Origin of the sequence: Clostridium sp. DFI.1.208 (assembly GCF_024463855.1) — a bacterium.
GTDB lineage: Bacteria > Bacillota_I > Bacilli_A > Erysipelotrichales > Erysipelotrichaceae > Clostridium_AQ.
The window spans coordinates 1-12,724 of sequence record NZ_JANGCA010000082.1 but is presented as its reverse complement, the minus strand read 5'-3'; the positions used below and the strand labels follow the sequence as shown (position 1 = coordinate 12,724).

Below are 12,724 nucleotides of genomic sequence, written 5' to 3'. Positions count from 1 at the left end.
CACCATTTAGCCTCATCAAGTTTCTGTTCGTACGCTCAAAAGAATCGTTACACCACTTCCTTCACCCATGACATCACTATCAACGGCTTGTGGTTCACTACACTTGGCGGTAACTACCTGTGGTTGGCTTGTCTCCAACTGAATTTATGCCATGCCCGGCACACTACTGAAAAGAAGGAAATTCTGATAATCTCCTTCTTCTGTGTCATAATTTTGTCAGTTCCCTACGCTGCAGGTAATGTGCAAGTGCCCCCAGCAGATTGGCATCCTGTCGATAGGTACAGCATTCCAAACGCGGAGTCAGTGTTTCAAAATCCAATTCCTTCTGCAGCTTCTCATACGCTTCCATGATCCGCTGTGTGAAATCCCTTCGTGCGCTGATTGCACCACCAAACAGGATCATTTCCGGATCCAGCATATGCTGTACATTGAAAACACCAAAGGCAAGTTCCTCATAGAAGGTTTGAATAACCTCCCTGCACATTGCATTTCCCTGCTGTGCTTCTTCAAAAATTCGCACGCCATTCCATTCTTCCGCAGTCAAAGCCTGCATTTTTCGCACCATACTCGAGGTAGAGGCACACAGACTGAAATTTTGGACACTGCCATCCGCCTGCTTTACCAACATCATGCCAAATTCACCGCCATAGCGATGCGCTCCATGGCAAATTTTCCGATTTCTTACGATTGCACCGCCCACACCGGTCCCAATCACCAGAAACGCCATATCCTGTATGTTCTTCGCCTTACCGAAAAACAGCTCCGATAATGCAGCACAATTCGCATCGTTCTCAATTTCACAGTCCATGCCCAGCTCCCTCTGGATCCTTTCCTTCCACGAAAAGCCGTGGATAAAGGGTACTGCACTGCTTCCCCCGATCATACCGCTGTCACAATCCACAGCCCCGCAGGAGCTGATCGCCGCCCCAAGCAACGTAATCCCCTGCATGGTGATATCCTTCTGATATGCTTTCATATGTGCGAGCAGTCCCTCTATGTCTGCACTCATCGGATAGGATCTAATATGGAAAAGCTTTCCTTCCTCATCTGCCGCTGCACATTTTAAGGAGCTTCCACCAATGTCAAAGCAAAGATACCTTTCCATTAGAACCCCCGTTTCTCTGCCAGTTCACGGAACCAGTAGCCACTCTTCTTTATTGTACGCTTCTGGGTATTCAAATCAATGGAAATCAGTCCATAGCGGTTTTTATATGCATTCAGCCAGCTCCAGCAGTCAATTCCCGTCCACACATGATAACCGATACAGTTGCTGCCTTCCTCGATTCCCTTATGCAGCCAGGTAAGGTGCTCCTTATAGAAATCAATACGGTAGTCATCCTCTATTCTGCCATTCTGCAGAAAACGTGCTTCATTCTCAACGCCCATTCCGTTTTCCGTAATCATCCATTCGATATTATGATAGTTGGTGCGAATATTGGTCGCAATATCATACATTCCCTTTGGATAGATTTCCCATCCACGATAGGGATTGATTTTTCGATTTGGCATTTCATAGTAATCATAGAAGCTCTCCGGTGTTATCATCGCGGTAGGGTCCACCGGTGTTTCCTTCGCCTTGACACGGATTGGCTGATAATAATTCACACCGAGAAAATCCACGGTATTTTCCTTTATGACAGCAAGCTCCTGTTCCTCATAGTCCGGCAAAAGCGCATGTTCCGTCAACAGCTCCACCAGCTCCTTGGGATATACGCCAAGTACAGCAGGATCGAGAAAGCTTCGTGCAGAAAACAGCTCTGCAATACGGGATGCCGCTACATCCTCCGTGCTCTGACTGCGTGGATAATTGGGTGTCAGATTCAAGATAATGCCAATTTTCCCATCACACATCGCATGGAAGGCCTGCACTGCTCTGGCACTGGCAAGCGCCGTGTGATACGCCACCTGTACAGCAGCCTTCATATCATGGCGGCATGGATAATGAAAGCCGTTCAGATACCCGCACTCCACATGAACGATTGGTTCATTGAAGGTGAACCAGCGCTGTACCTTTTTCCCATAGAGAGAAAAGCAGGTACGTGCATATTCCACATAGGCATCCACAACATGATCGCTTTCCCAGCCACCCTGCTTTTGCAATGCCGCCGGCATATCAAAATGAAACAGATTGATCATAACCTCGATCCCCTCCTCATGAAAGGCATCAATAACACGATGATAATGCGATGCGGCAAGCGGATTCAGCGCACCATCTCCCTGTGGAAACATACGGCTCCAGCTGATGGAAATTCGGCAGGAATTGTGTCCTGTTTCCTTCAACAGTCGAATATCTTTGCGATAGTGCGTATAGAATCCGGAAGCCTCCTTCGGTCCGATTCCCTCATAAAATTTCTCAGGCTCCTGTTCAAACCAGATATCCCATATATTTTTTCCTTTACCATCAATGGCTGCGGCACCCTCGCTCTGTGTTGCGCTGGTGGCACTTCCAAAATAAAATCCTTCCGGAAATTGTAGCATAAGCTTCCTCCTTATATCGTTATTTCCATAAAGCACGACGTTCTGCAGCTTCATATATTGTATGTATACAACAGCTTTGTAATGTAAAAGCGATGCCCTTCTGCATCAAACATGCGCCTATTCCCTGATGCATTTATATCTTGTGGTATACAGTTTTGCTGTATGCAGAAGACAATCTGCATCGAAGGCCCTCTCCATAGGAGAGAGCCTTTTTATGTGAAGCTGTAACAGCTGCCTATCTGCAGCTTTACTATGTCTATTCCTTTCGATCCTTTAAAATCTCCTCTGTACTCGCCCAGTTTGTCAGTGCATCGCTATACGTTCTCACATAGTGATAATACAGCATATCGATCATGATTAAAATCGGTATCTGTCCGGAAATCATACCCGTAGACTCCTCTCCGGATAACGATGAGGTATACAGAACAACATCACTGAGCTTTTTCAGGCGACTATTCTGATTACCCAAAATGCTTACCACAAGAATTCCCCGTGTTGTCAGCTCTGCGGCAAGCTCCTCCAGATAGGTATTGCCGCGCAGGGTGAAGATAAAAACCAAGTCCTGCTTCTGCAATACCCGCGAGCTCATCTTGATAGCATCCTTATCGTGAATCACCTCGATAAATTTACCGAGACGTGAGAACTGGAAACGAAAATCCTCTGCTGCAGTTGCACTCAGTCCGAATGCAAAGATATTGATAATGCGGTGCTCATAAATATATCTGCATACCTGTTCCATCGCCTTTGCATCAAAGTTTTGATCCACCAGACGAAAGATGCGGAAATATTCACTCTGTAAATCCAATGAGATATTAGAAATCTGCGGCGCATTCTGCATATTCAGATGCTGCTCATACAGAAACATCAGCTCCTTAAAATTGTTTAATCCGATTTTCTTACAGAAGCGTGTAATGGAGGAGCTGGAAATAGAAAGCTCTCTTGCGAGCTCGTGAATCGTGAGCGGTTCTCTTCCGTCTGTGAAATATTGTGCAATCGTTTCTTCCACGTAGGTGAAATTAACCTTTGCCAGATTGATTCTCAAAAGAATTTCCTTTTCCATATGCATCCCTCCATCGCTACCGGTATTATACTCTATTTCACGATGATTTTATAGGTTCTGATTTCCTCCGGCTGTATATTTGACAGCGTCACAAGGTGTTGCTCTGCTTCACAGGCAGCAACTGGCTCATGCAGCATATTCGTCTGCTGTATGTCTTCCCCTGTGCAGCTCAGCACATCATTCTTTACAAGCTCATCGCGGCTGTTGTACACTCGCAGAACAGCATGTGCTTCATCCAGCGGATACAGGGAAGAGAACTGCAGGCAGTCACTCTCGTCCATATCGAGAATCGAAGCTTGCGGCGGTTTTACCACAGTAGGATACGGATGTGTCACAAAATATTTCTGCGTATTCACAAAGCGGTTCATTTCCTGCAGCTGATAAAACAGGACAGCATTCGCATAGCGCAGCCATGTTTTCTGCACTTCCATTGCATTGTATTCTTTTCGCAAGCACAAGGCAAAGGAGAAGCTCATGGTCTGACGCAGCTCTGATTTCGGTGTTGGTATATATTTGAATTCGTTTCCACTCGCAATTCCGGGGCGGCGGTTTAAATCCGGACGTCCTAGCAATGGTACACTGCGAAACAGCGTCAGTGCAATATCGGTATGCTTCAGGATTTCATATTCCTTTATTCCCTTACAGAAACAAGTCAGCACCTGTTCTGTTCCATTCGATACATGGTGCAGCATCGGATAAATCGGCGTAGGCTCCTCACGATAGCCAGCATCCTTCCAGTCCTCCATATGCTTTGGATCATGTGCTCTTTGCATGGTACCGAACGGCGTGTCCGCAATACTGCAGGATGAGCTGCTGAATCCACGTAAAATCACACGCATGCGATGCTCCATCGCCGTGTTGTCTATGGTCATTTCACATTGTACTACATCTGCGGCTTGATTCAGCTGTAAACAGAGCGTATATGCGATATCCTGACTGCATTTCCCATCGGAACGCTCCTGTAAATTCTCAGGGAGCCGCCATGCGCCATGCAATACCAGTGTATCCGCAAGTGCTCCGTGCTTCCATTCTGCCTGTGCATCCTGAAAGTGAAGCTTATAGATATGATCATGCGTTGGCCAGGAGTAATCATAGGTATCTCCCTCGTCTCCGCTGTCCTCTACATACAGAAAATCCTCAACGACTTTTCCGCTTTGCTTATCCAGCAGGAACAGGCTGCCGTTTTCCATGGTAATCCTATAAAACGCATTTTCAAGAGCGCTGCATTCCTGCAGCTGTCCTGTGTGCTCACATGCTTCCAGATGCAGTATACGCATACTCATCGGCTTCATAGATATGGCAATTCGTATATCACTCTGATAATAATACAAATCCTCATCATATACAGATGGGTCTCTGCGTATGCTCCCGCTGTATACACGCTGTATTTTAAGACAGTCGTAGACGACCTCGCAGCCGGCTTCATCCACAATACGGAAGTGTTTTGCTTTCGTGGATACAGATACATGGAATACATCATCTCTTGTATATGGCAGCGTATTATAAAACACCAGATCCTGTTCCCGGATTCCCTCGATGGATTCACTCAGCTTGCGTACCTGATAATCCAAAAGCATCGAGCTCATCTGATCACAGTCCTTCAGCCTTTGCAGAATCGCATCGTTGGTAGCATCACTGTTACAGCCGCAGGCGCTGTCATGCGCATGGTTTAGAAGCACCTTCTTCCACAGCTTCCTCAGAACAGAGGTTTTCGGCTTGATCCCCATCTGCATCTGCAGTACCATAAATGGCTCCAGCTGATAGATGATGCGTCGTTCAATTTCATCATTCAGCTGTTTATGATCATAGCGCGAGGAATAAATGGAGTGATGAATTTTGGAAACAGAGGCATCGATGAATTCCCCCGTAATCTGCGGCAGTCCCTCCTCTTTTCGCAGCTCTTTAAAGAAGCTTTCCAAATCGCTTTCAAAATATTGAATATCATGTGTGGAGCGTTCATTATAAAAGCTGAGCCGCTCCTGCAGATTGAAATCCACATAACGCTGGTCCCCTCCCAGAGGAAGCAGCTGATGGGTTGTGGACGCACCATGTAAAACACGGGTTTCCACCTTATCCACATCATCGGTGTAAATCAGATTACCACCGTAGAAATATCCATCCCGGATATGATAGCACAGCACTTCACTTCCATCTGTATTGTGCCAGTAAAATTCTCTTTTCTTACATACATCATTGGGAACCCCTCTCCAGAACAGAGCTTCTTTGATATTGAAGCCGTTATACAGCTTGGGCATATCCTTACTCTGTCCAAAGGAGTCCGGCAGATAACCGATCATCATACAGTTACCCAGTTCTCTTGCATAGCTTATCCCATACCACAGATTTCTCGCAAGACTTTCTCCACTGATAATCAGTTCATCGCTCTGGGTGTACCAGGGGCCGATCATCAGCTTTCCTTCTTCTACCAGCTTGCGTATCACAGGCTCTTTTTCAGGCATCATATGTAGATATTCCTCCAGAATACTCACCTGAGAATCCAGCAAATAGGTCTTCAGCGTTCCGCTTTCCAGCGCGGAAATCACCTCATCCATGTGATAAATCAGCTGTACGATGGATTCACTTGCGGTAAAATACCATTCATAATCCCAATGTGTATGAGAATACACATGCATTTTCTTCATAGCTTCCTCCGCTTACAGCTCCACTGCAGCGATCACCTCATACAACGCATCAACATCAGTTCCGGTTTTCAGCGCTGTGCGGAATTCCTCGCTGATCATTTTACGTGCCAGTTTGCTCAGAATGCGCAGATGCACATCCCCGCCATCCTCTGGAATCGTAAGCCCCAGCGCCACCTGTACAGGCTTACCATCCAGCGCGTTCCATGCAATCGGGTGTTCAAATTTCACAAGGAAGATTCCCGGCTTTATGCAGGTCGCATGCTTGCTGTGGGGAATAGCAATCCCATCCTGAAAGCCGGTTGTCGCCTCTTTCTCACGCTCACACATGCCTTCAAAATAAGCATTCTCATCCTTTACGAAGCCTGCCTCATATGCTGCATGGGCAATCACACGAAAGGCTTCCTTTTGCGTTTTTGCTTCTGTATCAAACTGAATATGATGCCTGTCAAATACACTCTTATCCATAACTGCCTCCTGTTACTCGTTTTCTTCTACAACCGGTTTTCGCCAGAAGCCGATAATCAATGCCGTTACAACAATCCCTGCCAGTACACAGAGAATCCAGGTGATAAAGGGAATCGGCTGCTCGATATATCCGATAAAGGTTCCCAGCGGTGATCCGATACCGCCATAGAATTTACAGCCTGTCAATGCTACCAGACCGCCTGCCAGTGCAGAGCCTGCAACACTTGCGGTAATCATCTGAAGTGGATTGGCAGCAGCGAAAGGAATTGCCCCTTCTGTTACTCCAACCATTCCCATACCGAAGGCACTTGTCGCAGAAATCTTTTCTGTTTTAGAGAATTTGTTTTTGAATATGACAGATGCCAGCCAGATACCAAGCGGTGCAACGGAAATCGCTGCCTGTGTGGCACTCTGCGGTACGAAGTTGGCACCCTGTACACCATATTTGGTCATCGTATCCGTAAATACGGCTGTTCCGAAAATCAATGCGGTCTTATTTACCGGACCGCCGAAGTCAAAGCCGACCATTGCCCCGATGATGGCTCCAATAATGAAGGGAGCTGCCGCATACTGTTCATTCAGTGTTGTCAGTCCGCTGTATAACGCATCCATTGCGAATGCAATCGGCTGACCGATCAAAAACAGAACGATAATCATAATCACCAGAGTGGATACGAACGGAATAATCATAATACCGGTAAGTGGCTGTACGATTTTCGGCCATGGGATCCGCTTCATCCCCTTTACAAAATATCCTACGATGAACGCAACCAGAATCGCTGACAGGAAACCACCGCCTGTCTGTGTTCCCAGAAATTCAGGATCGTTGGCAATATAGGCACCAATCATAGCCGGTGCAATCGCCGGTTTGTCTGCGATGGACTTCGCAACGAAGCCTGCGAACAGTGGAATCATCAGCTTGAAGCCTGTCTGTCCCACCATGAACAGCTTCTGCATAAAGTAGCCCATCGCTGTTTTATTATCAAAGCCCCAGTTTACAATTCTCCCCAGATCGTCCTTCTGAAATGCAAATACATTTGCAATCGCCAGCAGCAGACCTGCGGCAATACACATCGGCACCATGTAGGAGATACCGCTCATAATATGTTTGATGATCGGATTTTCTGTTTTCCCCAGTGTGATGTTTCCTGCCTTGCTTCCTTTTTCGCCATACAGCGTTGCCTCATTTAATGCACGCTCAATCAATGCGTTGGCATCTTTGATTGCATCAACGCTTCTTACCTTCATGACACGCTTTCCGGCAAAGCGGGCACAATCAATATCAATATCAGCTGCCACGATGACAACATCTGCCTGTTTGATTTCCTGTTCGCTCAGAACGTTTTCCGCTCCAATGGACCCCTGTGTTTCTACACGTACAGAATCCCCGCGTTTTTTCCCTGCCTGCTCCAGAGATTCCGCAGCCATGTACGTATGCGCAATCCCTGCTGCACAGGCTGTAATTGCTACAATATGCTTACTCATAAGTTTTCCTCCTATCAAGTTCTCGTATAGTATAGCCTGTCCCTTTTTCAATGTAAACACTTACAGACTATTCAGGGTGCAGTACCCTTTTTTCCTAAATCAATGAAACTAATTTCACTGTAAACGGTTGTATTTTGGTATTTTTCATCTAATATATCAGTTATTTTGCTTATTTGAAAAATATTATGAAATTTTTATCCATTTATTTCTATTATGTTCATTTTCATTTTTATAAGAAAAGGCCATGCATACAGCCTGAAGCATAGCCTGTTTCATTATTCTCCGTACTGTTGACGATTCCAATTTTCATGCCTGCGATTTTGGATACATATAATAGCTATCTAAATGATCATGGGGTTACATATAATGTCGGATATAGCATCGATCCATTGAAAAAGTCATGGAACGTTTACCGCTCTCATGACTCTGTTTAACTATTCCTTATGCTCGTCGTAATCGTTTTTCGTCAGCTCTTTCAAGGCTGCGTCAAAATCAATATCCGGCTCCTTGGAAGCCTGTACGTCTTCCTGTACTTCTTCAGCAGTATCCTCCTGTGTAATACCTGCTTCCAGATTCTTCAGCTTCTGCTCTGCCGCTTTCGCTTCCGCTGCACGTACTTCATCCTCCGGAGAAATCAGTTTACCGTAATTCATCAGATTGTAAATCTGTTCGCTGGTGATAGTTTCTTCCTCAATCAGCGTTTCTGCAATCAGTGTCAGCAGATCCTTGTTATCCTCAATGATCTGTTTTGCACGATCGTAGCATTCATTGATAATCTTACGGATTTCCTTATCGATTTCATATGCAATCTCACCGGAATAATTACTTCCGCTGCCATAATCTCTGCCCAGGAATACATTTCCGGTACCATCATCATACTGAATCGGTCCCAGAGAGGACATACCCCAGCTTCTGACCATGGCCTTTGCAATTTTAGTAGCCTTCTGAATATCATTGCTTGCTCCGGCAGATACTTCATCAAACATGACCTCTTCGGCAACACGTCCACCCATTAAGCCGGTGATCTGTGCCATGAAGTCTGCCTTTGTCGGCATCATTTTTTCTTCCTTCGGTGTCATCAGGTTATAGCCGCCTGCTTCACCACGTGGAATAATTGTTACCTTCTCTACCTTGTCTGCGTCATCCAGCTTTAAGCCGATAACAGCGTGCCCTGCCTCATGGAAGGCAACCAGACGTTTTTCTCTGTCCGTATATTTTTTGGATTTCTTGGCAGGCCCCATCATAACACGGTCGATGGCTTCGTCAAGATCCTCCATTGTAATTACCTTACGTTTATCACGCACGGCTAATATAGCACCCTCGTTCAACACGTTTTCCAAATCGGCACCTGAGAAGCCCGGTGTCCGTTTTGCCAGACCCTCCAGATTTGCATTCGGTGCCAGCTTTTTGTTTCTCGCATGAACCTTCAAAATTTCATAACGTCCGCGCTTATCCGGCAGGTTCACCGTAATCTGACGATCAAATCGTCCGCTTCGCAGCAATGCAGGGTCCAGAACATCCGGACGATTGGTTGCTGCGATGATTACAATTCCCTTATTCTCACCCATACCATCCATTTCAACAAGCAGCTGGTTCAGGGTTTGTTCACGCTCATCGTTTCCACCGCCCATGCCGGCTCCACGCTGTCTTCCGACGGCGTCGATCTCATCAATAAAGACGATACACGGTGCAGTCTGCTGTGCTTTTTTAAACATGTCACGGACACGGCTCGCACCGGTACCGACAAACATTTCAACAAAATCAGAACCGGAAATAGAGAAGAACGGTACATCTGCCTCTCCTGCTACTGCCTTGGCAAGCAGTGTCTTACCGGTACCCGGAGGACCTACCATCAGCATGCCCTTCGGAATACGGGCACCCATATCCGTGAACCGCTTCGGGTCCTTCAGATAGTCGATGATTTCCTTAACCTCTTCTTTTTCTTCATCACAGCCCGCAACATCCTTGAAACGAACCTTGATATTTCCTTCGATCTTTGCACGGGACTTACTGAATTCAAATGCCTTGTTGTTTCCTCCTGCGTTCATTTTTGAGAACATAAAGAACGCCACACCTGCAATCAGCAGGAACGGGAACACATTCATCAGGAATTTCATCAGCAGGCTTTCCCTGTTAGGATCACTTACTGTCAAATTGGTGCTCTTGCTTTTTTTGAATACGTCTGTCAGATAGGAAACATTTTTTTCCGTATTTGGCACACGAACGGTGAAGTTTACATCTTTGCCTTTCTCACTATACGACCCTTTTACATCAATAACGGTAGTTCCCATTGACATTTCCGCTTTGGTGAATGTCATGGTATTTGCCTTTGTCATAAATTCGTTATAGTTAAAGTTTTTTGTACTGCTGTCTGTTCCATAGGAAATCAGAAGCAGCATAATACCAAGGACTAAGATATAAGGTAGAAAGCTTATAAACTTTTTATTGTTCATTCGATCGTCCTCCTAACGTTTTATTTGTATACTTCAGGTTTCAGTACTCCTATATAAGGCAGATTGCGGTAATGCTGGTCGTAATCAAGACCGAAGCCCACAACAAATTCGTTGGGAATCTCAAAACCTACATAATCTGCAGTTATATCTACAACACGACGATCCGGTTTATCTAGCAGAGAAACGACTTTTACATCGCTTGCCCCTTTGTTTTTCAACAGACGCGTCACTTCCTTCAGCGTGCGTCCGGTATCAACGATATCCTCTACAAGCAGAATCGGTACGCCCTTTACTGAACAATCCAGGTCCTTCACAATTTTAATATCTCCGATGGACTCTGTTCCTTCATAGCTTGATACATCCATGAAGTCAAACTGGATATCCAAATCTATATGCTTAATCAGCTCCGCAAGGAAAGGAACACTTCCCTTCAGTAAGGCTACCAGCAGCGGTGCCTTCCCTGTTTTACGGTAATCATCACTGATCTGTTTTCCTAAATCCATACTTCTTTTTACGATGTCTTCCTCGGACACCAATACTTTTTCAACTACGTCGTGCATGCAAAATCCTCCTAATACAGCTATCTACTATTTTAACACAAATAGCGTAGGATTGTTAGAAAAATGTGCAATATCACAGCCAATTTTAGGCACCAGAATCACATTTCCCGCAGCATTCACAACAACCGGCCATAATTTGCGTTCCTTTTTGGGAATTTTGCGGTCGATGAACCAGCGATTCAGCTTTTTTACGCCGAATCGAAGCTGTATGGCGTCCTGTGGCTGTGCATTTCTTATGGTGATCGGCCAGTCTGCTTCCTGCAGGGTAACCGCCTCAACCCCTGTCCCGTGAGGAGCTGTTTCAAAGTAGGGTGTTTTCTCAAATACCGCATGATCGTATACATAGGAATAGCTGATGTCCTCACTGGTATCAATGACCAGCTTTCCGTATTCGCTGTATATATCATACCCGCTGGCGATATCGCGTGTCCAATAGTTTGCATTGTTCATGATCAGCTCACGCAGCACCTGAATCTCATGCATGGACAGATAACAGTCACATGTATCATGAATCCAGGTAATCAGCACCTGTTCCAGAAAATAGCTGTCCAGTACCCGCAGATGTTTCAGACTGCCATCCCAGCTGTTTAAAAATGCACGGCAATCTGCACGCAGCTGCCGCATACGCATGTTTTCCCGGGAAATGGTTTCCATCAGCGCTTCTTTTTCCTTTTCCGACATTCTTTCCACAACCTCATGCCGTATTCTGTTTCTCGCATAATGATCCGTGAGGTTGCTTTCATCAATCCCAAAAGGCACGGCATTCTCTCTACAGTATGCTTCCAGTTCGCGTTTGCTATACGCCATTAGCGGACGGATGATCCTGCATCCCATGATACATGTTTCCTCCTGTATGCCGAGATATTCCTTCATGCTTCCCCGCTCTTTTGCCATCAGATAGGTTTCCAGATGGTCATCCAAATGATGTGCCAGCAATACAGCAGCCGCCTGATACTCCTGTAAAAGCTCACGATACAGACGATAGCGCTCTTCTCTGGCAAATGCCTGAAAATTGCCTACACAGGGCTTTGTCTGCAGCCTCGCTTCAAAGGGTATATGAAAACGCGCACAATAGCTGCGCACCAGTTCCATATCCCGATCCGCTGTATCACGCTTCTTATAATTCATATGCGCAACAACCAGCTGGAATCCTTCTTTTCTGCACATATCCAGCAATGCCATAGAGTCCGGGCCTCCACTGACGCCGATGATATAGGTTTCCTTTTCTAATTTCTTCATATGTTTCATGCGGCTATTATACGGTAATTACGATAATTAGGCAACATAGAAATAAGTAAGTTGGAGTTATTTCACACGCGCCAGTCCAATGTAGACACCTTACCATCAGAATTTAATCAAATGTCCTACAGAAGCAAATAAGCAGAAATACACTCCCTTATAATTTTGGATTTTATGAATATGAAAAGAATAGGAATGCTTTTGAAAGCATTCCTATTTCAGATTGTTGACAAAAGCCTATACCTTTTCGTAAGGACATAGGCTTTTTATTGTATATAGGCAATTTTCGAAATGAAATTGTCTTTTTTTGTATATTTTGAAGGATATATTGAATTTTTTGAT

The 12,724-nt window shown here is 45.4% G+C and carries 9 protein-coding genes; all 9 read right to left on the bottom strand.

The genetic code is table 11. The annotated features are described in order from the left end of the window. Positions 1-205: 205 nt before the first annotated feature. The 9 genes from NE665_RS21995 to tilS all read right to left on the bottom strand — a co-directional run bounded on the left by NE665_RS21995 (position 206) and on the right by tilS (position 12,382). Positions 206-1,105, bottom strand: a complete 900-nt coding sequence (locus NE665_RS21995; protein WP_117444604.1) for an ROK family protein — start codon at positions 1,103-1,105, stop codon at positions 206-208. Beyond that, entirely contained in the window at positions 1,105-2,478 is a 1,374-nt protein-coding gene (locus tag NE665_RS21990; protein ID WP_117444603.1) for a glycoside hydrolase family 1 protein, read from the bottom strand. The genes NE665_RS21995 and NE665_RS21990 overlap by 1 nt, the downstream gene beginning before the upstream one ends. Positions 2,479-2,734: 256 nt before the next feature. Next, positions 2,735-3,538, bottom strand: coding sequence for a MurR/RpiR family transcriptional regulator (locus tag NE665_RS21985; protein WP_117444602.1), 804 nt, complete (start codon positions 3,536-3,538; stop codon positions 2,735-2,737). 32 nt (positions 3,539-3,570) lie between these two features. Then, positions 3,571-6,180: a glycoside hydrolase family 38 C-terminal domain-containing protein gene (locus NE665_RS21980; protein ID WP_117444601.1), complete on the bottom strand. Its 2,610-nt coding sequence runs from the start codon at positions 6,178-6,180 to the stop codon at positions 3,571-3,573. Between the two features lie 12 nt (positions 6,181-6,192). Then, the gene (locus NE665_RS21975) at positions 6,193-6,645 is read right to left on the bottom strand and encodes a PTS sugar transporter subunit IIA (RefSeq protein ID WP_117444600.1); all 453 of its coding nucleotides are present in this window, start codon (positions 6,643-6,645) and stop codon (positions 6,193-6,195) included. Between the two features lie 12 nt (positions 6,646-6,657). Continuing rightward, positions 6,658-8,130 (bottom strand): fructose-specific PTS transporter subunit EIIC, encoded by a 1,473-nt coding sequence (locus tag NE665_RS21970; protein ID WP_008816362.1) that lies wholly within the window; start codon positions 8,128-8,130, stop codon positions 6,658-6,660. A 434-nt stretch (positions 8,131-8,564) separates the two neighbouring features. Then, the gene (gene ftsH / locus NE665_RS21965) at positions 8,565-10,583 is read right to left on the bottom strand and encodes an ATP-dependent zinc metalloprotease FtsH (protein WP_117444598.1); all 2,019 of its coding nucleotides are present in this window, start codon (positions 10,581-10,583) and stop codon (positions 8,565-8,567) included. 20 nt (positions 10,584-10,603) lie between these two features. Beyond that, positions 10,604-11,143, bottom strand: coding sequence for a hypoxanthine phosphoribosyltransferase (gene hpt / locus NE665_RS21960; RefSeq protein ID WP_233104824.1), 540 nt, complete (start codon positions 11,141-11,143; stop codon positions 10,604-10,606). A 27-nt stretch (positions 11,144-11,170) separates the two neighbouring features. Beyond that, a complete protein-coding gene (gene tilS, locus NE665_RS21955; RefSeq protein WP_117444597.1) occupies positions 11,171-12,382 on the bottom strand; it encodes a tRNA lysidine(34) synthetase TilS in 1,212 nt (403 codons plus the stop codon). Positions 12,383-12,724 lie beyond the last annotated feature (342 nt).